The organism is Cupriavidus sp. KB_39 (assembly GCF_052114485.1).
GTDB lineage: Bacteria > Pseudomonadota > Gammaproteobacteria > Burkholderiales > Burkholderiaceae > Cupriavidus.
Genome location: NZ_JBFREV010000020.1, coordinates 129,339 through 149,370, shown reverse-complemented (window position 1 = coordinate 149,370; position 20,032 = coordinate 129,339). Strand labels below are relative to the sequence as shown.

19 protein-coding genes are annotated in these 20,032 nt (G+C 68.8%); 6 read left to right on the top strand and 13 right to left on the bottom strand.

All coding sequences use genetic code 11. The features are described from left to right. Positions 1-21 precede the first annotated feature (21 nt). Genes AB4Z27_RS16690 through AB4Z27_RS16670 form a run of 5 tightly spaced genes read right to left on the bottom strand, consistent with a single transcriptional unit; the run spans position 22 to position 5,270 of the window. The gene (locus AB4Z27_RS16690) at positions 22-1,446 is read right to left on the bottom strand and encodes an efflux transporter outer membrane subunit (RefSeq protein ID WP_441644848.1); all 1,425 of its coding nucleotides are present in this window, start codon (positions 1,444-1,446) and stop codon (positions 22-24) included. A 9-nt stretch (positions 1,447-1,455) separates the two neighbouring features. Then, complete coding sequence (locus AB4Z27_RS16685) at positions 1,456-2,598, bottom strand: ABC transporter permease (protein WP_441644847.1); 1,143 nt, start codon at positions 2,596-2,598, stop codon at positions 1,456-1,458. Beyond that, on the bottom strand, positions 2,595-3,581 hold the full coding sequence (locus tag AB4Z27_RS16680) for an ABC transporter ATP-binding protein (RefSeq protein ID WP_441644846.1): 987 nt from the start codon (positions 3,579-3,581) through the stop codon (positions 2,595-2,597). The genes AB4Z27_RS16685 and AB4Z27_RS16680 overlap by 4 nt, the downstream gene beginning before the upstream one ends. Then, entirely contained in the window at positions 3,578-4,549 is a 972-nt protein-coding gene (locus AB4Z27_RS16675) for an HlyD family secretion protein (protein ID WP_441644845.1), read from the bottom strand. Before AB4Z27_RS16675 ends, AB4Z27_RS16680 begins: the two co-directional genes overlap by 4 nt. A 16-nt stretch (positions 4,550-4,565) precedes the next feature. Next, entirely contained in the window at positions 4,566-5,270 is a 705-nt protein-coding gene (locus tag AB4Z27_RS16670; RefSeq protein WP_092291771.1) for a TetR/AcrR family transcriptional regulator, read from the bottom strand. A 200-nt stretch (positions 5,271-5,470) separates the two neighbouring features. On the opposite strand from AB4Z27_RS16670, the gene AB4Z27_RS16665 reads away from it, so the two are divergent. Then, complete coding sequence (locus tag AB4Z27_RS16665) at positions 5,471-6,829, top strand: carbohydrate porin (protein WP_441644844.1); 1,359 nt, start codon at positions 5,471-5,473, stop codon at positions 6,827-6,829. 13 nt (positions 6,830-6,842) lie between these two features. Here the strand turns inward: AB4Z27_RS16665 and queF are convergent, their stop codons facing one another. Then, positions 6,843-7,676, bottom strand: a complete 834-nt coding sequence (queF, locus tag AB4Z27_RS16660; RefSeq protein WP_441591654.1) for an NADPH-dependent 7-cyano-7-deazaguanine reductase QueF — start codon at positions 7,674-7,676, stop codon at positions 6,843-6,845. Positions 7,677-7,686: 10 nt separating this feature from the next. Then, the gene (gene ilvA, locus AB4Z27_RS16655) at positions 7,687-9,276 is read right to left on the bottom strand and encodes a threonine ammonia-lyase, biosynthetic (protein ID WP_092291775.1); all 1,590 of its coding nucleotides are present in this window, start codon (positions 9,274-9,276) and stop codon (positions 7,687-7,689) included. Positions 9,277-9,527: 251 nt separating this feature from the next. On the opposite strand from ilvA, the gene otsB reads away from it, so the two are divergent. The 3 genes from otsB (at position 9,528) to AB4Z27_RS16640 (ending at position 13,661) form a co-directional block, all read left to right on the top strand. Next, positions 9,528-10,340 carry a trehalose-phosphatase gene (otsB, locus tag AB4Z27_RS16650; RefSeq protein ID WP_441644843.1) on the top strand — a complete coding sequence of 271 codons (813 nt, stop codon included), beginning with the start codon at positions 9,528-9,530 and terminating at the stop codon, positions 10,338-10,340. Positions 10,341-10,477: 137 nt separating this feature from the next. After that, a complete protein-coding gene (locus tag AB4Z27_RS16645; protein ID WP_092292137.1) occupies positions 10,478-12,235 on the top strand; it encodes a glycoside hydrolase family 15 protein in 1,758 nt (585 codons plus the stop codon). Positions 12,236-12,266: 31 nt separating this feature from the next. Next, positions 12,267-13,661, top strand: a complete 1,395-nt coding sequence (locus AB4Z27_RS16640; RefSeq protein WP_092291779.1) for an alpha,alpha-trehalose-phosphate synthase (UDP-forming) — start codon at positions 12,267-12,269, stop codon at positions 13,659-13,661. Between the two features lie 132 nt (positions 13,662-13,793). Here AB4Z27_RS16640 and AB4Z27_RS16635 read toward each other — a convergent pair whose 3' ends face one another. From AB4Z27_RS16635 to AB4Z27_RS16615, 5 genes are read right to left on the bottom strand one after another with little or no spacing between them, the layout of a single operon-like run. Beyond that, positions 13,794-14,411 (bottom strand): nucleotidyltransferase family protein, encoded by a 618-nt coding sequence (locus AB4Z27_RS16635; protein WP_092291781.1) that lies wholly within the window; start codon positions 14,409-14,411, stop codon positions 13,794-13,796. After that, a complete protein-coding gene (locus tag AB4Z27_RS16630; protein ID WP_441644842.1) occupies positions 14,408-15,463 on the bottom strand; it encodes an XdhC family protein in 1,056 nt (351 codons plus the stop codon). The genes AB4Z27_RS16635 and AB4Z27_RS16630 overlap by 4 nt, the downstream gene beginning before the upstream one ends. Continuing rightward, positions 15,436-15,999 carry a CoxG family protein gene (locus AB4Z27_RS16625; protein WP_441591658.1) on the bottom strand — a complete coding sequence of 188 codons (564 nt, stop codon included), beginning with the start codon at positions 15,997-15,999 and terminating at the stop codon, positions 15,436-15,438. The genes AB4Z27_RS16630 and AB4Z27_RS16625 overlap by 28 nt, the downstream gene beginning before the upstream one ends. Then, a complete protein-coding gene (locus tag AB4Z27_RS16620) occupies positions 15,990-17,219 on the bottom strand; it encodes a vWA domain-containing protein (RefSeq protein WP_441644841.1) in 1,230 nt (409 codons plus the stop codon). The genes AB4Z27_RS16625 and AB4Z27_RS16620 overlap by 10 nt, the downstream gene beginning before the upstream one ends. Positions 17,220-17,223: 4 nt before the next feature. After that, positions 17,224-18,120: an AAA family ATPase gene (locus tag AB4Z27_RS16615; RefSeq protein WP_092291789.1), complete on the bottom strand. Its 897-nt coding sequence runs from the start codon at positions 18,118-18,120 to the stop codon at positions 17,224-17,226. Positions 18,121-18,225: 105 nt separating this feature from the next. Between AB4Z27_RS16615 and AB4Z27_RS16610 the strand changes: the two genes are divergently transcribed. Continuing rightward, entirely contained in the window at positions 18,226-18,660 is a 435-nt protein-coding gene (locus AB4Z27_RS16610; protein ID WP_218158019.1) for a T6SS amidase immunity protein Tai4 family protein, read from the top strand. Next, positions 18,657-19,160: a type VI secretion system amidase effector protein Tae4 gene (locus AB4Z27_RS16605; RefSeq protein ID WP_255370712.1), complete on the top strand. Its 504-nt coding sequence runs from the start codon at positions 18,657-18,659 to the stop codon at positions 19,158-19,160. Before AB4Z27_RS16610 ends, AB4Z27_RS16605 begins: the two co-directional genes overlap by 4 nt. 59 nt (positions 19,161-19,219) lie before the next feature. Here the strand turns inward: AB4Z27_RS16605 and AB4Z27_RS16600 are convergent, their stop codons facing one another. Beyond that, a complete protein-coding gene (locus tag AB4Z27_RS16600; RefSeq protein WP_441591663.1) occupies positions 19,220-20,020 on the bottom strand; it encodes an FAD binding domain-containing protein in 801 nt (266 codons plus the stop codon). Positions 20,021-20,032: the final 12 nt, after the last annotated feature.

The window sequence follows — 20,032 nt, the reverse complement described above, 5'->3', positions numbered from 1 at the left end:
GGGAGAGGGCAGGCGTGTCAGTCACTCCCAYCCCCCGCCCAGCGCCTGCATCAGCGCCGCGGAGTCTGCCAGCCGGGCGGCGGTGGCCTGGGASAGGTCGAGGGCGGCCTGGCGGGATTGGCGCTCGGCGTCCAGCAGGGTGAACTGGCTGACGCCGCCGAGCCGGTATTGCTCCGTGACGATGGCCAGCGTGCCGCGCGTCTGGCGGGCRTTGTCCTCGCGGGCCTGGAGCGTGGCGGCGTCGGCGTCGAGCGCGCGCAGGGTATCGGCCACGTTCTGCAGGCCTTGCAGCACCGCCTGCTGGTAGGCGCCGAGCGACTGCTCGTAGGCCGCCTCCTTGGCCCGCTTGCGGGCGCGCAGTTCGCCGCCGTGGAACACGGGCTGGACCACGCCGGCCGCCAGGCTCCACACATTCATGCTGCTGAACAGGTCGCGCGCGCGCATCTCCTGCGTGCCGCCGCTGGCCGTCAGCGTGATCTGCGGATAGAGGTTGGCCGTGGCCACGCCGATATCGGCCGATGCCTGATGCAGCAGCGCCTCCGCCGCGCGGATGTCGGGGCGGCGGCGGGCCAGTTCGGCGGGCAGGCTGACKGGCAGCGTCTCGGGCAGGGTCAGGTCGGCGAGCCCGAATTCGGGCAACTGCGCGCTGGCCGGGGTCTGGCCGAGGTAGACRGCCARCTGGTGGCGCGTGACATCGATCTGCTGGGAGAGGCCCGGAATCAGCGCCTGCGTCTGCGCCAGTTCGGCCTGCTGGCGCTGTACGTCCACGCGCGCCACGCCGCCCACCTTGAGGCGCTCGGTCATGATGCCGAGCTGGCGGCGCTGCGCGTCGGCCATCGCCACGGTATCGGCCAGCTGGGCGCGCAGCCCGGCTTCGCGGATCGCCGCCGTCACCACATTGGCGGCCAGCGAGAGCCGTGCGGCCTCAAGTTCGTAGCGCTGGTAATCGACCGCCGCCTGCAAGCCTTCCAGTTCGCGCCGCTGCCCGCCGAAGAGGTCCAGCGCGTAGGAGACCTGCACGGTGGCGTTGTAGAGCGTGAACGGGCCCGGGCTGGGGAACTGGGTGATGCCGACCGAGGTCAGGTCCACCTGCTGGCGCGTGGCGTTGAGCGAGGCATCGACAGTGGGAAACCGCGTGGCGCCGGTGCGCGCGTTGAGGTTCTCCTGCGCCTCCCGCAGCCGGGCGCGGGCCTGCGTGAGCGTGGGACTGGCTTCCAGCGCGGCGCGCACGGTGGCGTCCAGCTTGTCGCTGCCGAACAGGGTCCACCATTGCTGGGGCAGGTCCCCYGGCACGAAGGACTGGGACTTGCCCAGGGCCGGCACGGTCGCCACCGGCTGGGGCCCCGGCGTGTAGCGCGCGTCGGGCACGGCATCGGGGGACCGGAAGTCGGGGCCGACCGTGCAGCCGGCCAGCGAGAGCAACAGGACAAGCGAGAAGACTCGCATGGCATCCCCTCAGTCGAGCGTGCGCTTGTAGAAGCGCACCGCGATGGTCATGACGATGGCCGTGAACAGCGCCACCGGCCAGACGTTCGGCCACAACTCCAGCCAGCCGCTGCCCTTGAGCAGGATGCTGCGGATCATCCGGTTGAAGTAGGTCATCGGCAGCACGTTGCCGATCCACTGCGCCCACGTCGGCATCCCGGCGAACGGGAACATGAAGCCGGACAGCAGGATGTTGGGCAGGAAGTAGAAGAACGTGAGCTGCACCGCCTGGAGCTGGTTCTTGGCCAGCGAGGACAGCGTGATGCCCACCGTCAGGTTGGCCGCGATGAACAGCAGYGCCGCCAGGTACACGCCCACCACCGAGCCGAGAAAGGGCACCTGGAACACATAACGCGCCGCCAGCAGGATGATGGTGGCCTGGATCAGGCCGATGAAGATGTACGGCACGATCTTGCCGGAGATGACCTCCAGCGGCTGCACCGGCGTGGCGAGCAGGTTTTCCATCGTGCCGCGCTCGCGTTCGCGGGTCATCGCCAGGCCGGTCATCATCACCATCGTCATGGTCAGGATCACGCCCATCAGGCCCGGGACGATGTTGTACTGGGTGATGCCCTCGGGGTTGTAGAGGCGCTGCACGTTGACGTCGAAGGCGGGTTTGCCGCCGGCCAGCGGGGCCAGCGCGCCCTTGAGGTCGATGCGCGCCACGCTGACCGGCAGCTGCGCCAGTGCGCCGATCGCCGGGCCGGTGGCCGAGGGGTCGGTGGCGTCGGCCTCGACCAGGATCTCGGGGCGCTCGCCGCGCAGCAGCTTGCGCGAGAAATCGGTGGGGATGCTGACCACGAACTGCACGTCGCCGCGCAGCAGCGCCTCGCGCCCGGCGGCCTCGTCCGGCAGGGTGCGCACCACGCGGAAATAGGTGGTGTTCTCCAGCGCGTGGACGAAGGTGCGCGAGAAGTCGCTATGTTCGGCGACGATCACCGCAGTCGGCATATGGCGCGGGTCGCTGTTGATGGCGAAGCCGAACAGCAGCAGCTGCATGATCGGCAGGCCGACGATCATGCCGAAGGTGATGCGGTCGCGCCGCAGCTGCAGGAATTCCTTCAGCACGATGCTCCACCAGCGCTGGACGGAGAAGCGGGCGTTGGCGCTCACGATTGCCCCTTCGCTGGCTTGGCGGACTTGCCCGGCTGCGCCGCCATGTTGTCCTGSGCRCCGCTCATCATGTGGATGAACACGTCCTCCAGGCTGGTTTCGGTCAGGTGGATGCGGTGATGCGCGCCGGCGTAGCGCTTCAGCGTCTGTTCGAGCTGGCCGGCGTYCTTGCCGGTGACGTGCAGCGCCGTGCCGAAGGCCACGGTCTGGTCCACGCCGGGCTGGCCCTGCAGYTGGGCGGAGAGCGCGGCGAGGTCRTCGCCCTCCACGCTCCACGTGGCCAGGTCCTGGCTGGCCACCACCTCCGCCGACGTGCCCTGCGCCAGCAGCCGGCCATAGGCGATATAGGCGAGCTTGTGGCAGCGCTCGGCCTCRTCCATATAGTGCGTGCTGACCAGCACCGAGATGCCGCGCGCGGCGAGCTGGTGGAGCTGCTCCCAGAAGTCGCGCCGGGCCTTGGGATCGACGCCAGCGGTGGGTTCGTCGAGCAGCAGCAGCTKGGGTTCGTGCAGCAGGCACGCCGCCAGCGCCAGCCGCTGCTTCCATCCGCCCGACAGCGAGCCGGCGAGCTGCGCGGCGCGCGATTGCAGGCCGAGGTCTTCCAGCGCGCGGTCCACGGCCTCGCGGCGATTGGGCATGGCGTAGACGCGGGCGACGAAGTCGAGGTTCTCGCGGATCGACAGGTCTTCCCAGTAGGAAAAGCGCTGCGTCATATAGCCGACGTTGCGCTTGATCTCGGCGGCCTGCTTCAGGATGTCGAAGCCCAGGCAGGTGCCCGAGCCCGAGTCCGGCGTCAGCAGCCCGCACATCATGCGGATGGAGGTGGTCTTGCCGCTGCCGTTCGGGCCGAGGAAGCCGAAGATCTCGCCGCGCGCCACCTGCATGGTCAGGTCGTTGACCACGTGCTTGTCGCCGAAGCGCTTGTTCAGCCCCTTGACGTCGATCGCCAGCGCGCCGTTGGCGCGATCCTCGGTGCCGTTCATGACTGCGCCACCTCCACGGGCTGGCCGGGGCGCAGCTTGGGGGCGTCCTCGGGCGTGGGGCGGGCCTCGATCAGGAAGACCAGCTTGCGGCGCGTTTCGTTGCTGTAGATGACGGGCGGCGTGAACTCGGCCTCGTTCGATACATAGGTGATCTTCGCTGCGACAGGCGCCGCGCAGCCGTCGCAGCGGATCTGCACCGACTGGCCGTTCTTCAGCGCGCCCACCGCCGCCTCGGGCACGTAGAAGCGCACCTTGACGTTGCCGGGCGGCAGCATGCGCACCACGGGGCTGCCGGCAGGCACCCATTCGCCGGGGCGGTAGGGCACGTCGTAGACCAGCCCGGCGGCCGTGGCGTTGACCGACTTGCGCGAGAGCTTCCATTCGGCCTGCACCAGCGCGGCACGCGCGGCCTCTACCTGGGCCTGCTGGGCGGCGAGCTGGTCCTTGCGGCCGGGCAGGCGGGCCACGTCGATGTCCCGTTGCAGTTCGCGCACGCGCGCCGCGTCCGCATCGGCGGTGGCGCGGGTCTCATCCAGCTGCGCGCGGGAGATGCCGCCGATCTCGAACTGCGCCTCGTCGCGCTTGCGCTGGGCCGCACTGCGCGTGGCCTGGGCGCGAGCCTGCGCCAGCTGGGCCTGGTTCACGGCCACTTCCACGGGCCGCTTGCCGATCTGGATATCGGCCAGTTGCGCCTCGGCCACGCGCACCTGCTCGGCGGCCTGCTGGCGCGCGGCGCGTTCGTCGTCGGATTCGAGCACGAACAACGGCGCGCCGTCGGCGACCTGCTGGCCGCGATCGACGGTCAGCTTTTCCAGCCGCCCCGCGAAGGGCGACGCCACGGCGACGAATTCGCCCTCGACATAGCCTTGCCAGGTGACGGGCTGGTTGTTGCCACAGGCGGCGAGCGCGGCGCAGGCGGCGAGGAGGAGGAGGCACTGCGGGAGGCACTGCGGGAGGCGGGAGGGCATGCGCGGCTCCATGGCGTTAGGTCGACGAGGGGGATGCAGGTGCGGACAGTCCGTGGGCCAGCAGGGCGGTCACGTGGCGCACCAGCGTGTCGGTGTCGATGGCTTCCGCGCCGGGCAGGCGCTGCCAGATATGGGTGGTGGCCAGCGGCAGCAGCGTGAGGCCGATCAGCGAGACCATGACCAGCGCCGGCTCCAGGCCAGGATTGAGCTGGCCGCGCGCCTGCGCCGCCATCAGCGGGCCGGTGATCAGCGTGGCCCGCTGCATGGCCACCCGCTGCACCAGCCGTTCGCGCAACTGGCCTTCGACGCCGACGATCTCGCGGATCCACAGCCCCGGGAACCACGGCGTGGCCGACGCCACCCGGATCAGCCGCCCCGCGAGACCCTGGATCAGCGTGCCGACATCGGGTGGCGACCCCTCGCCGGCGGGCGGGGCGCCGCTGAAGACCTGATCGACCAGCGGCAGCAGCCGTTCCTCGAACACGGCTTCCAGCAGTTGCTCGCGCTCGCGGAAGTARTAGTGGACCAGCGCCGGGGTCACGCCGGCTTCGGCGGCGATTGCCTTGGTCGATGTGGCGGCTACGCCATGCCGGGCGAACAGGGTTACGGCCGCCTCGATCAGGCGGTCGCGCTGGCCGGCATCGGCGCGGGCGACGGGGCGCCCCGGGCGCCGGGCGTCAGGGCTGGGTGTGGAGTTTGGGGATGGTGGCTTGGTCGGCATGGGCGTGGCACTTCGTATCGGCTGAATATTAATTTTCGAATTAATTAATTCAAGGCGCGTTACAAAGTCGGCGGATGGGGGAACCGTGCCTTTCTTGTTGCGTTGCAGTAATCGCGGTAGACACGTCAGAAGCGGTTGGCTATGCTTCGCGCCAGTCTCGGATGGCCGCTGTGGCGCATCCGTCCCAGCCGAATTTCCCGATGCCGCGTTTCCGACTGATGGCCTGCGCCGGCCTTGCCTGGGCGACGCTGGCCACTGCGCCRGCCGCGTTCGCCCAGGACGCCGCCTCCGCCCCTGTTGCCCCCGCCGAGCCCGACACCGAAAGCCCGTTCGCCATCCACGGGCAGACCACCTATATCTGGCAGCGCAAGCCGTCCTTCGGCGCCGCSTACTCGGGCGAGAACAGCCTGACCACCGAGCGYGCCAAGAGCTACTCSTTCACGGGCACGCTCGACCTTGGCCTGCGGCTGTGGCAGGGCGCCGAGTTCCATTTCAACCCGGAAGTGGCGCAGGGCGTGCCGTTCTCGGACCTGCATGGCCTGGGTGGGCTGTCCAACGGGGAGCTGGCCAAGACGGCCAGCACCAGCCCGAAGTTCTATCGCGCGCGCGCCTTTATCCGCCAGACCTGGGGCCTGGGCGGCGGGGACGAAAAACTCGAATCGGATTTCAACCAGTTCGCCCGCACCGTGGACAAGCGCCGCGTGGTGCTGACCGCCGGCAACTTCGGCGTGATCGACGTATTCGACCAGAACCCCTACGGCTCGGACCCCCGCACGCAGTTCATGAACTGGTCGTTCATGACGCACGGCTCGTTCGACTATCCGGCCGATTCGCGCGGCTATAACTGGGGCGCGGCGCTGGAGTACATCGGCGACGGCTGGTCGGCGCGCTTCGGCCATTTCCTGCTGCCGCTGGAGTCGAACGGGCGCGAACTGGACACCCGGCTGTTCGAGCACTACGGCGACGTCCTCGAGCTGGAAAAGCGCTACACGCTGGCCGGCCGCCCGGGGCAGGCGCGGCTGCTGCTGTGGCGGAACAAGGCCAGTATGGGGTCGTTCAACGACGCCATCGCCTACGGGCAGGCCAATGGCGTAACGCCGGACCTCGCCGCCGTGCGGCGCGAGCACACCAAGCTCGGCATCGGCGTGGCGATGGTGCAGGAGGTGACCGATGCGCTGGGGGTGTTCTTCCGCGCCAATATGTCGGACGACAAGACCGAGACCTACGCCTTCACCGAGATCGGCCGGCAGGTGGCCGGCGGCGGCACGCTGAAAGGCAAGGCCTGGGGGCGGCCCAATGACGAGGTGGGCGTGGCGGTGGCGGCGAACATGCTCGGCTCATCGCACCGCAACTACCTGGCGGCAGGCGGCCTGGGCGCGTTCCTGGGCGATGGCGCGCTGCGCTACGGCCCGGAGCAAGTGTTCGAGATTTATTACAGTTTCGCGGTCTGGAAGACCCTGAGCCTGAGCCCGGACTTCCAGTACATCCGCAATCCCGGCTACAACCGGGACCGCGGACCCGCCAAGTTCTACGGCATCCGCGCGCACGCGGAGTTCTGACTGGCGGCCTGCCTTACTGGCGCGCATTGCGCCGGTTGTCCGGCCACGGCGTGTTGAAGTTGGTGCGGAACGGGTTGATGTCCAGCCCGCCGCGCCGCGTGTAGCGCGCGTAGACGGCCAGCTTCACCGGCTTGCACATGCGCAGCACGTCCGCGAAGATCCGCTCCACGCACTGCTCGTGGAACTCGTTGTGGTTGCGGAACGAGATCAGGTACTTGAGCAGCCCTTCCTGGTCGATCGGCGCACCCACGTAGCGGATTTGCACGCTGCCCCAGTCCGGCTGCCCGGTGACCAGGCAGTTCGACTTCAGCAGGTGCGAGACCAGCGATTCCTCCACCGGCGTCTCATCCTGATCCGCCGACAGCAGGGTCGGGTCCGGCTCGTAGATGTCGGTCTCGATGTCCAGSCGGTCCAGCAGCAGCCCATCCAGCTCGCCCATCTTCTGCGTGCCGAGGTCCGCCTCGGTGACCAGTCGCACCTGCACCGTGCCGCCGGTGGCCTCGGAGAGGTCGTGGTGCAGCAGTTGCTGGAGCGCCTCGGCCGAGGCGACCTTGCTCTGGTTGAACGAGTTCAGGTACAGCTTGAACGACTTCGACTCGACGATATTCGGCGTATCGGCCGGAATGATGAAGGTCGCCAGCGCCACCTGCGGCTTGCCCTTCAGGTTCAGCCAGGACACCTCGTAGGCATTCCAGATATCCACGCCGAAGAACGGCAGCGCGCGCCCTTCGGGCAGGCCGATCTCGGTGCGCTTGGGCTGCCGGGGAATCGGGAACAGCAGCGTCGGGTCGTATTCGGTCTTGTAGGCCGAGGGCTTGCCCAGCGGCGAGTGTTCGGGGAGCGTCATGATCGCGATCTCAGGACAGGAACAGCTTGTAGACCGGGTTGTCGGTCTCGTCCCAGTGTACGTAACCCAGCGTGGAAAGGAAGTCGCGGAAGGCGCGCTTCTCGTTCTTCGGCACCTGGATACCCACCAGGATGTTGGAGGCGTCGGCGCCCTGGTTCCGGTAGTGGAACAGGCTGATGTTCCAGTTCGGGCTCATGCTCGACAGGAACTTCATCAGCGCGCCCGGGCGCTCGGGGAATTCGAAGCGGAACAGCAGTTCGTCGTGCGCCAGCGGCGAGCGGCCGCCCACCATGTAGCGGATATGCTGCTTGGCCAGCTCGTTGTTGGAGAGGTCGAGCGTATCGAAGCCATGGCGGCGGAAGTTGGCGGCGATCTTGTCGCTCTCGGCGCGGTCGGCGATCTGCACGCCCACGAAGATGTGCGCCACGCCCTGGTCGGCGATGCGGTAGTTGAACTCGGTCACGCTGCGCGTGCCYACCTGCTCGCAGAAGCGCTTGAAGCTGCCGCGCTCCTCGGGAATCGTCACGGCGAACACGGCCTCGCGGGCTTCGCCCACCTCGGCGCGCTCGGCCACGAAACGCAGGCGGTCAAAGTTCATGTTGGCGCCGCAGGCAATCGCCACGAGCTGCTCGCCCTTGAGCTTCTCGCGCTCGGCGTAGCGCTTCAGGCCGGCCACGGCCAGCGCGCCGGACGGCTCGAGGATGCTGCGGGTGTCCTGGAACACGTCCTTCAGGCCGGCGCAGATCTCGTCGGTGTCCACCAGGATGATCTCGTCCACCAGTTCGCGCGTGATGCGGAAGGTTTCCTTGCCCACCAGCTTCACGGCGGTGCCGTCCGCGAACAGGCCCACATCCTTCAGTTCGATGCGCTTGCCGGCTTCCACCGAGCGCTTCATCGCGTCCGAGTCGAAGGTCTGCACGCCAATCACCTTGATCTCCGGCCGCACGGCCTTGACGTAGGCCGCCACGCCCGAGATCAGCCCGCCGCCGCCAATCGCCACGAAGATGGCGTGGATCGGGCCCGGGTGCTGGCGCAGGATCTCCATGGCGATGGTGCCCTGGCCGGCGATGACTTCGGGATCGTCGAACGGGTGGATGAAGGTCAGCTTTTGCTTCAGCCCCAGTGCCGCCGCGTGCTGGTAGGCGTCGCTGTAGGACTCGCCGTGCAGCACGATCTTGACCCAGTCGCCGCCGCGTTCGCGCACCGCATCGATCTTCACCTGGGGGGTGGTCGTCGGCATCGCAATAATCGCCTTGCACTGGAGCCGCGCTGCCGACAACGCCACGCCCTGCGCGTGGTTGCCGGCGGAGGCGGCGATCACGCCACGCTTCAGCTCGTCGGGCGTCAGCGACGCCATCTTGTTGTATGCGCCGCGCAGCTTGAACGAGAACACCGGCTGGGTGTCCTCGCGCTTGAACCAGACCGCGTTGCCGGTGCGGGCCGACAGCGCGTGCGCGTAGGTCAGCTCGGTTTCCTGGGCGACGTCGTACACCTTGGCGGTGAGGATCTTGCGCAGGTAGTCGGGCGTGGCGGCGCGGGGGGCCTTGGCGGCGCGGGCTGGCTTGGCGGGTTTTGCAGTCTTGGCGGTCTTGGCGGTCATGATGGGCAGGGCAGGGGCGCGGCAGGGGCGCGGGCAAAAAAAGCCGGAAAATTCGGCGGAAACCGCCAATGATAATGGATGGCGCCCATCCGGGCGGCGCTGGCGTGACGCGGGCGGAACGTGCCCGGCAGCGCCGTGCTGGCGCGTGGTGTGTCGGCGCGGGTGCCGAATGCGCCACAGCCGCGCCGGGCCGCGATGTAGGACAGCATCGGGTGGACGCTCGTCAAACACACGTGTTACGGTTTAACGCGATGCYCCCGCTACCCCTAATCGAACCCCATATCGCGCTGTTCCTGGACTTCGACGGCACGCTGGCCGACCTTGCGCCGCGCCCCGACCTGGTGCAGGTAGAGCCCCAACTGGTTGGCACGCTGCGTGCGTTGCATACCTGCCTGGACGGCGCGCTGGCCATCGTCTCGGGCCGRCCYGTKGCCGAGCTCGACCATTTCCTGCAACCGTTGCGCTTGCCTTCCGCCGGGATCCACGGGGCGGAATTCCGCCATGGCGGCGAACGGGTCGTCACGCCGCCCGCGCCTGGCATCGGCGCCTTGCTGCCGAAGCTGGAAGCGCTGGTGGCCCGGCATCCCGGGCTGCAACTCGAACGRAAATCGGTCGCCGTGGCCATCCACTACCGGCAGGTGCCGGAACTGGAGCCGCTGGTGCGGGCCGCCGTGGCSGACGTGCTGCGCGACGCSGCCGGCCTGGAGGCGCTGCCCGGCAAGATGGTCGTCGAGATCAAGCCGGCTGGCGTGGACAAGGGCGATGCCATCGCGGCCTTCATGCGCTCGCCGCCGTTTGCGGGCCGCATGCCGCTGTTTGCCGGCGATGACGTGACCGACGAGGCCGGATTCGTCGTCGTGCGTGAGTTGGGCGGCGTGGGCCTGCTGGTGGGCCAGCGCGCCACCGCCGCCACGGCGGTGCTGCCCAACCCCGACGCCCTGCGGGCCTGGCTGCACGAATCGGCCCACGCCCTGACGCACTGGATGGCCACCCGGGGCGATGCCCCGGAAGCGGCGCCCAAGGAACCCATCATCACACCGACGCTAAGGGAGGATTCGTTGTGAACCAGCCTGCCACTGATCACACCGATGCCGCCGATGCCGCCGATGCCGCCAACGTCGGGCGACAGCCCGAGGCGCCGGCAATCAACACCGACTCGGACACCTCGTGCCGCTACGCCGACCCGTCGCTCTCGCTCGGCATGATCGGCAATTGCGGCTTCTCGGCGCTGGTCGACGGCCGGGGCCGCATCGTCTGGTGCTGCATGCCGCGCTTCGACGGCGACCCGGTCTTCAACGCCCTGCTGGACCCGAGCGAGAACGCCGGCCACTGGGCCATCGAGATCGAGGACTTCCTCGAAGCCAAGCAGTGGTATGAGCCGAACACGGCCATCCTGCGTACGCAGCTGATCGACAAGCACGACAACTGCCTCGAAATCACCGATTTCTGCCCGCGCTTCTTCCGCCTTGGCCGCTATTTCCGGCCGCTGACGCTGGTGCGGCGCATCCGCCCGGTGCGCGGCGCGCCGCGCGTGCGCGTGACCGTGGCGCCGCGCTTCAACTGGGGCCGCAACAAGCCGCAGATGACGCGCGGGAGCAGTCACGCGCGCTTTATCGGCGAAGACATGACGCTGCGCATGACCACGGACGCGCCGCTGGCCTACGTGCTCTCGAACACGCCGTTTCTGGTCACGCGCGGCTACAACTTCATCCTCGGCCCGGACGAGACGCTGGCGCAGGGCGTGGAGGAAACTGCGCGGGACTTCGAGCAGGAAACCACCTCCTACTGGCGGCTCTGGACGCGCCGCCTGGCGGTCCCGCGCGAGTGGCAGGAGGCGGTGATCCGCGCCGCCATCACGCTCAAGCTGTCTCTGTACGAGGAAACCGGCGCCATCGTCGCCGCCATGACCACCAGCATGCCGGAGGCGCCCGGCAGTGGCCGCAACTGGGATTACCGCTTCTGCTGGCTGCGCGACGCCTTCTTCGTGGTGCGCGCGCTGAACAGCCTGTCCGAAGTCGGCACGATGGAGGACTACCTGCGCTGGCTCTCCAACGTCGTGATGCAGTCGCAGGACGGCCATATCCAGCCGCTGTACGGCATCGGGCTGGAGCGTGAACTGCCCGAGAGCATTCTCGATCACCTGCCCGGTTATCGCGGCATGGGGCCGGTGCGCGTGGGCAACCAGGCGCAGGAGCACTTCCAGCACGATGTCTACGGCAACGTGGTGCTCGGCGCCGCGCAGGCCTTCCACGACCATCGCCTGCTGCACCGGGGCGGGCCGGCCGAGTATGCGCGGCTGGAGGAAGTCGGCGAGCAGGCCGTGCGCGTGTTCGGCACGCCGGACGCAGGTATGTGGGAGCTGCGCACCCGGGCGCGCGTGCACACCTCGTCGGCGCTGATGAGCTGGGCCGCCTGCGACCGGCTGGCCAAGGTGGGCGAGGCGCTCGGGCAGCCGGCGCGCGCCGCCTACTGGCACGACCACGCCAACCGCATGAAGAAGCAGATCCTGGACGAGTCCTGGAACGAGTCGCGCCAGGCCTTCGCGGAGAGCTTCGGCGGGAAGGAACTCGACGCCAGCGTGCTGCTGATGGCCGAGGTCAACTTCATCGACCCGAAGGACCCGCGCTTCGTCTCCACGGTCAAGGCGCTGGAAGCCTCGCTCTGCGACGGCCCGTACATGCGCCGCTACGAGGCGCCCGACGACTTCGGCAAGCCCGAGACCGCGTTCAATATCTGCACGTTCTGGCGCATCGACGCGCTGGCCCGCATCGGCCGCCGCGACGAGGCGCGCGAGATCTTCGAGGCCATGCTGGCCTCGCGCAACCCGCTGGGGCTGCTCTCGGAAGACACACACCCGGTCACCGGAGAGATGTGGGGCAATTTCCCCCAGACCTATTCGATGGTCGGCCTGATCAACGGCGCCATGCGGCTATCTGCCCCGTGGGATTCGGTGATCTGACGACAGGATTGGCAACAACAAGAAGCGATCTATGGGAAGACTTGTAGCGGTATCGAACCGGGTCGCCGATCCGCGCAACCACGCGGCGGGCGGCCTGGCCGTGGCGCTCTCGGAGGCGCTGAGCAAGACCGGCGGCCTGTGGTTCGGCTGGAGCGGTCGCGCGGTGGAACCCAGCCACGGCGGCACGCCGGGCGAGGGCGAGCTGCACATCTCGCAGGCCGGCAACGTGACGCTGGCCACGGTGGACCTGAGCCGGGAAGACTACGACGCCTACTACCTGGGCTACAGCAACGGCGTGCTCTGGCCGGTGTTCCACTACCGGCTCGATCTGGCCGACTTCGACGCGGGCGGCAACCTGAACGCCTACCGGCGCGTGAACCAGCTGTTCGCGCGCAAGCTGGCGCCGCTGCTCAAGCCGGACGACGTGATCTGGATCCACGACTACCACCTGATCCCGCTCGCGGCGGAGCTGCGCGCCATCGGCTGCAGCCAGCGCATCGGCTTCTTCCTCCATATTCCGCTGCCRCCGCCGCTGATYCTCGCGGCCATCCCGCAGCATGAGTGGCTGATGCGGGCGCTGTTCGCCTACGACCTGCTGGGCTTCCAGAGCCAGGCCGATCTTGACCACTTCTCCCGCTACGTGCAGGGCGAGGCCAGCGCCGAGCCGATGGGCGAGTACCGCTTCCGCGCCTTCCACCGCACGGTGCGCGCGCAGGCGTTCCCGATCGGCATCGACGTGGACGAGTTCATCGACCTGGGCCGCGGCGACGAGGCGCGCGAGACCTACGAGATGATGCGCCACCAGTACGCGCGGCGCCGGCTGCTGCTCGGCATCGACCGGCTCGACTATTCGAAGGGGCTGCCGCAGCGGCTCAAGGCGTTCCAGGTCTTGCTGGCGGAGTACCCCGAGAACCGCTCCAGCGCCACGCTGATCCAGATCGCGGCGCCCTCGCGCGAATCGGTCGATGCCTACGCCGACCTGCGGCGCGACATGGAGGGCATCACCGGGGCGATCAATAGTGAATATGGCGAGCTGGACTGGATGCCGGTGCGCTACATCCACCGCTCCACCTCGCGCCGCCGGCTGCCGGGGCTGTGCCGCGCCAGCAGCGTGGCGCTGGTCACGCCGCTGCGCGACGGGATGAACCTTGTGGCGAAGGAGTACATCGCCGCGCAGGACCCGGAGGATCCGGGCGTGCTGGTGCTGTCCCGCTTTGCCGGCGCGGCGGAGCAGCTCAAGGAAGCGCTGCTGGTGAACCCTTACGACACGCGCGCCACGGCGCAGGCGGTGCAGCAGGCGCTGCACATGCCGCTGGCCGAACGGCGGGCGCGGCACGAGAAGCTGCTYGAGCGCATCCGCCAGCAGGACGTGCACTGGTGGAGCCGGGAGTATCTGCGGACGCTGATGGAGACCGAGGGCGGTTGAACGGTCGGGGCTGCGTCATGGCGCTGGYCCTCTCCCCCGGCCCCTCTCCCGCAAGCGGGCGAGGGGAGCAAACCAACGGTGTTCTCCCCTCTCCCTCTGGGAGAGGGGCGGGGGAGAGGGCAGGCGTAGCTACTACCGCGAACGCGGGGCCAGATCGCCCGGTGTGTCGATGTCCCGGAACGGGCCGTCGTCCTCGGTCAGGATGCGGGTGACCGGCTGGTCGGTCAGCAAGGCGCGTGCGCCTTCGTCGCCGTCCAGCTTCAGCAGGGCATCGCGCCAGGCGGCGCCGAAGCCGACCGGGTGGCCGCGCTTGCCGTCGCGCCACGGCGCGGCGATGGTTTCCGGCGTGGTGATGGTCAGCGCCACGGCGCGGACCAACTCCATYGGCAGCCACGGCATGTCCGCCAGCGCCACCACCCAGCCGCGTGCCTCGGCAGTCGCCGCCACRCCGGCGCGCAGCGCCACCCCCATGCCAGCCTCGGCATCGGGCGCTTCCACCACGCGGCAGCCACCGCGCCGCAGTTCCTCGGCCAGGGCCGCGTTGCCGGGCCGCACYACCGCAATCGAGTTCGGCAGGGCYGCCGCCAGCGTGCGCGCGCTGCGCCACGCCACGGTGCGGCCATCGGGCAGTACCTCCAGCAGCTTGTTGCGCGTGCCGGTGGCATCGAAACGCTTGCCGAAACCAGCGGCGAGCAGGATGCCGACCGGCAGGTCGGTCGGCGTGAGCGGGGCGCGTGCGGGCTTCTTCATGATTGCGTGGCCGTCGCCGTGGCCGTGGCGGGCAGCACAGGACATTCCGCCTCGCCCGCCGCGATCTCGCGTGCGGCCTTGGCACCYTCCACCTGGAGGATGTCCGGCAGCGAGACGTGGTTCTTGGCGGCGATGACCTCGGCCAGGATCGAGATGGCAATCTCGGGCGGCGTGCGGCTGCCGATATAGATGCCGACCGGGCCGTGCAGCCGCGCCAACTGGAGTTCGGTCAGGTCGAACTCCTTGAGGCGCTCGCGGCGCGCATGGTTGTTGCGGCGCGAGCCGAGCGCGCCCACGTAGAAGGCCGGCGTGCGCAGCGCCTCCATCAGCGCCAGGTCGTCGAGCTTGGGATCGTGCGTGAGCGCGATTACCGCGCTGCGCTCGTCGAGCTTCATGTCCATGACGGTGTCGTCGGGCATCGTGCGTACCATCGCCACGCCGGGGATGTCCCACGTCTCGGTGTATTCCTCGCGCGGGTCGCAGACGGTGACATGGAAGCCCAGCCCCACGGCGATCTGGCACAGGTATTTCGATAACTGCCCGGCGCCGATCACCAGCATGCGGTAGCGCGGGCCGTGGATGGTCAGCAGCTTGTCACCGTCGAACGCCAGGCCGTCSGTGGCCTGGGCGGGSCCGAGCGTGGCGGCGCCGGTGKYCAGGTCGAGCGTCCGCGCGACCAGCCGGCCGCTCTCCACGGCRTCSAGCARSTCGGCGATGCCGCTGGCGGCCTTGAGCGGCTCCGCCACCAGTTCGATGGTGCCGCCGCAGGGCAGGCCGAAGCGGTGGGCTTCCTCGGCGCTGATGCCGTACTTGATCGCCTCCGGGCGGCTGGCGTGGATCCCCTCGCGCCGCACGCGGTCGATGATGTCGTCCTCGATGCACCCGCCCGAGACCGAACCGACCACAAGGCCGTCATCGCGCACGGCCAGCATCGCGCCTTCGGGGCGGGGCGACGAGCCCCAGGTTCTCACCACCGTCACCAGCAATACCCCGTGGCCTTCCTGTTGCCACCGCACGCTGCTCTTCAGGACTTCGAGATCCACGCTGTCCATGATCGTTTCCGCTTCTCGCTACCTTGTTGCTCATCGCCGCCGTCCGCTTGCGCGGCGTCGGCTTCCTCGTTGACGTCCTGGCCTTCGGCTTCCTTGCCGCCGCTCACCGCCTCGGTGAAGCGCGTGAAGAAGGCCTCGGCCAGCTTGCGCGCRGCGCCATCCACCAGCCGCGAGCCGATCTGCGCGATCTTGCCGCCCACCTGGGCGTGCACCACATAGGTCAGGTCGGTCTCGTCGCCTTGATCCACCAGTGAAACATGGGCSGTGCCCTTGCCGAAGCCGGCCGCGCCGCCTTGCCCGTCGAACTGGATCGTATAGCTTTCCGGCGCCTGGATGTCCGTCAGCGCCATGCGGCCCTTGAAGCGCGCCTTGACCGGCCCCACCGCGGCGGTCATCGCCAGCAGGTAGGCGTTTTCGCCATCGGGCTCGATGCTCTCACATCCCGGAATACATTGCTTGAGGACGTCCGTGTCGTTCAAGGCCCCCCATGCCACGTCGCGGGGCACGGGCAGGCGCTGGGTCTGGGTCATCTCCATGGGGGGCTTCCTTTGGGGGTTGCGATGAAGGGCCGGCGCGCGTCGTCCGCGAGCAGGGATTCGAGCGCGAACAGGCTGTCGAGGTTGTGCGCGGGGCGCAGGGCGTCCACGTGCGGCAGGATGGCCTGCATGCCGCGCGCCTGCGGCGAGAAGCCGGCGTAGCGCAGCAGCGGATTGAGCCAGATGATGCGGTGCGCAAAACGGCGCAGGCGCGCCATCTCGGCGTCGAGCAGGTCGATGTGTTCGAGGTCGATGCCGTCGCTGACCAGCAGCACCGTGGCGCGGCCGGACAGCGTGCGGCGTGCCCACTGGCGGTTGAACTGCGCCAGCGCCGCGCCGATGCGCGTGCCGCCGGCCCAGTCGCGCACCTGGCCGGTGATCAGGTCGACGGCTTCGTCGGGATCGCGCTCGTGCAGCGCCCGCGTGACGTTGGTCAGCCGGGTGCCGAACAGGAACACGTGCATGCGCTCGCGCGACTGCATCAGCGCGTGGCAGAAGTACAGCACCGCGCGCGAGTACTGGCTCATCGATCCCGAGATGTCGAGCAGCAGCACCACAGGCGGCTTGCGCTCGGCGTGCTTGCGGTATTTCCAGCGCAGCCATTCGCCATGCTGGCGCACGGCCAGCCGCGCGCTGGCGCGCAGGTCGGCGTGGGTGCCGCAGGCCGCCGCGCGCAGCCGGCGCGTGCGCTGGAGCGCCAGGTGGGCACGCCGCGTACGCACGAGGTGCTGGAGCGCGCGCCATTCCTCGGCGGTCAGCGTCTCGAAMTCGCGCTGAGCCAGCCGCTCCTGATCGGAAAACGTCAGCGGGGCGGTGAAGCGCTCCTCGCGGGCGGGCTGGCCGGGGGACGGAGGCGGCGGCTGGCGCGCGGCAAGCGCATCGGCGAGCCGGTTGCTGCGCTTGGGCGGCGGCGCGCCGGCATCGACGCGCGGCAGCAGCATCGCGCGCATCTTGCCTTCCCAGTCCGGGTCGCGCCAGAACAGGTCGAAGGCGGCATCGAACAGTGGACGCTGGTCGGGGCCGGACAGCACCAGCGCGGCCAGCGCGGCGCGCACCTCGCCGCGCGCGCCAATGTCGATATGGCGCAGCGCGTCGAGCGCATCCACGGCGTGGGCCGGCGACAGCCCGAAGCCGGCATCGCGCAGCAGCCGCATGAAATGCGTGACGTTGCGCGCGAGCATGGGGAGGGCCGGGGTGGGGTGCGGCATGGGGTGCGGCATGGCGCTAGCGCTCCGGCGGGGCGCCAGCGAGCAGTTCGGCCACCGTGGGGCCATCGGCGCGGGCGAGGTCGTCCTGGTATTTCAGCAGCACGCCCAGCGTGTCGCGTACCGACTGCGGGTCCAGTTCGGTCACGCCCAGCGCGGCCAGCGCGCGGCACCAGTCGATGGCCTCGGCGATGCCGGGCGCCTTGAACAGGTCGATGCCGCGCAACCGATGGACGAAGTCGATCGCCTGATGCTGCAGCGCCGCGGCCGCCTCGGGCGCGCGGGCGGCCACGATCTCCAGCTCGCGCTGGCGGTCCGGGTAGCCCATCCACTGGTAGAGGCAGCGCCGCTTGAGCGCGTCGTGTACCTCGCGCGTGCGGTTGGAAGTGACCACGATCAGCGGCGGCCGCTCGGCCCGCACGACGCCGATCTCCGGAATCGACACCTGGTATTCGGACAGCACTTCGAGCAGGAAGGCTTCGAACGGCTCGTCGGCCCGGTCGATCTCGTCGATCAGCAGCACGCGCGGCACGCCCGGCGCAGCGGGGTCGGGCAGCAAAGCTTCGAGCAGCGGGCGCTTGAGCAGGAAATCGTCGTGATAGAGCGACTGCTGCTCGGGCCGCTCGCCACGCGCCTCCGCCAGCCGCAGCGCCATGATCTGGCGCGGGTAATCCCATTCGTAAAGCGCGCTGGCGGCATCGAGCCCTTCGTAGCACTGCAGCCGCAGCAGCCGCGTCCCGAGCGCCGCCGCCATGGCCTGCGCGAGCGCGGTCTTGCCTACGCCGGGCTCGCCCTCCAGGAACAGCGGGCGCTGCATGCGCAGGGCGAGATAAAGCACGGTCGCCGTCTCGCGGTCGGCGAAATACTGCTGGCGGTGCAGCAGGGCGGCGGTGTCGTCGATGGAGGCGGGGAGCATGGGTTCAATTTAGTCGATTTACGATTTTCATGGGCAGAAGAAGGCGGTAGAAGCGCCTCTGGTGCGTGATGTCATGCACTGCAACCGCTCTTCCTGGAGACACTCATGCTTCGAATCCGTTGGCTCATGCTGGCTTCGTGCGCGGCCTGGGCCCTAACCGCGAATGCCAAGGCGCCCGACACGCACGCGTCCGACGCGCAGGGTCGAACGTACGGCCAGAATTACAAGGACATGGTGCTGGCGCGCTGCATCGCCAGGGCATACGAGGGCGACGCAGCCGCATCGGCAGACGCCGGCCAGACGGCGGATGAACTGAGCGCATCCCTCTACTACGACATGGCATCAAGTATTGATGCGATCCCGCCCCTCGTCGACCAGTTCCTGGCACGCGACTACCGCAATCCACGGCTGAAGGCCCATTCCATGGGCCAGCAATTTCGTCTGTTGAAGTGCCTGGACCTCTATCACAGCAGGGCGCTTCAGGATCAGGTCAAGCGCCACGTCCCGAGGCCGAACCAGACCCACCGACAGGAGCCATGATGACGAGACCTTCCTTTCATGCGGCATGGGCTGCGGCCAATCGCATCTACGATCCCTCCAATTCCTCTGTGCGCGTGGCGAACGTCATTGGCGGTATGGTGAAGCGCAACATCCTGCACCCGGATCCGAAGCAACGTTGGGAGAACACCTGCGCCGTGCGCATCAGTTATGTCCTAAACCAAACTGGCGCACGAATCCCATTTGTCAAGAAGGAAACCGTCTCCGGCGCCGATGGCAGCTGGTACTTCTATCGCATCGAGAGGGTGCTCGACTACCTCAAGGTGCGATGGGGCCGGCCGGAAGTGGTTGCGCATCCGCCTTCCCACGGCGGCGCGTTGGCCGGACAACAAGGGTTACTGGTGTTCGAAATATCGGGCTGGACGGACGCCAAGGGACACGCCACCTTATGGGACGGCACCCACTGCTACGACAAGTGTTACTTCAACAGCGCCGCCGCGACCTATCGGACCGACCGCGCCAACTTCTGGCGCCTGCCATAGCCGGATAGGGCAGGCTGTTGGCTCCCCATCCCGGATGGATGGGGGGCCACAGCCTAGCATCACCCCTTCAACGCCTGCTCCACCGCCCTTGCTGTCAGCACCGGAATCAGATGCGCGCGGTATGCCGCTGACGCGTGCAGGTCCGTGTTGAGCCGGGCGGCGTCCACCTTTACCGCGCGGGCGGCGGCGGGGGTGAAGCTGGCGGTCAGGGCCTGTTCCAGGTCGGGGGCGCGGTAAACGCTGTCTGCCGCGCCGGTGATGGCCACGCGCACCAGTTTGCCGGTGCGCGCCACCATCACGCCGACCAGCGCGAAGCGCGAGGCCGGGTTGCGGAACTTGATGTAGGCGGCCTGGTCCGGGGTGGGGAAGCGGACCGCCGTGATCAGCTCGTCGGGGGCGAGCGCCGTTTCATAGAGCCCCTTGAAGAAGCTGTCGGCGGCGATGTTGCGCCGGTCGGTGACCACGGTGGCGTTGAGGCCGAGCACGGCGGCGGGGTAGTCGGCGCCGGGGTCGTCGTTGGCCAGCGAGCCGCCGATGGTGCCCATCGCCCGTACCTGACGGTCGCCGATGCCATTGGCCATGGCCGCCAGCGCCGGGATGCGGCGCATGACTTCCGCATGGGCGGCCACGTCGGCATGGCGCGCGGCGGCGCCGATCACCAACTCGTCGCCCTCCACGCGGATGTCCGCCATGCCCGGGATGCGCGACACGTCCACCAGCATGCTGGGCGCCGCGAGCCGCAGCTTCATCGCCGCGAGCAGGCTCTGGCCGCCGCCCAGGAACTTGGCGTCGGCGTCGGCCTGGAGCTTGGCCACGGCGGCCTTGGCATCCGTGGCGCGTTCGAACTGGAATGCGTACATGATGTCTTTCTC